Raw genomic sequence first — 711 nt, forward strand, 5'->3', positions numbered from 1 at the left:
TGCCGCCGGCATCGTTGGCGTACTCGTCCACACCCATGTTGAAGAGGGTGCAGCCCTTGCTGGCGAAGTAGGTGATGTACTTCTGGAGGAACGCCTTGGTGAAGCTGGTAGCGGTCTCGTTGGTGATGTCAATGGTGCGCTGAGAGGTGCCATAGGCGCAGTCCACACCAGTGAGGGCCTCGGCAGCGTCCAGGATGGCGTCCATGTGGCCGGGGGTGTTGATCAGAGGCACGATCTCCACGCCCTTGGTGGCGGCGTAGGACAGGATCTCGTTCATCTCGGCCTCGGTGAGCTCGTCCACCTCAAAGTCGCTGTAAGCCTCGTTGCCAGCGTGGATGGCGTCGGAGACCTGCTTGTCGGTGTAGGTAGTGCCGCCCACGGTCAGGGTCATGTCGTCCAGCAGGAAGCGCATACCATCGTTGCCCAGACCCAGCATCACATAGTGCATGCCAGCGGAAGAAGCGCTGTCGATGATGGACTTCAGGCTGTCCACGGAGAAGTACTTCCGGCCAGCGTCCACCATGACAAAGGACTTGTCATACTCGTTGAGAGAGGCGTCGCCGTGGACGTGGCGCTCGGGAGTCTCAGGCAGAGCGGAGCCAAAGGCGGCGATGACGTCGGCCACTTCTTCTGCCACGCTGGCATCGGTCTGAGCCTGGGGCACGTCGCTCCAGATGCAGAACATGGCGCCCACGGGGTCCTCGATGGTGC

At 61.7% G+C, this 711-nt stretch carries 1 protein-coding gene; it reads right to left on the bottom strand.

Translation table 11 applies throughout. The features are described 5' to 3' along the window. A partial coding sequence (locus B5F22_RS11835; protein WP_158096701.1) for a family 20 glycosylhydrolase occupies window positions 1-711 on the bottom strand: 711 nt, incomplete at both ends.

Origin of the sequence: Pseudoflavonifractor sp. An187, assembly GCF_002160275.1 — a bacterium.
Classification (GTDB): domain Bacteria; phylum Bacillota; class Clostridia; order Oscillospirales; family Oscillospiraceae; genus Enterenecus; species Enterenecus faecium.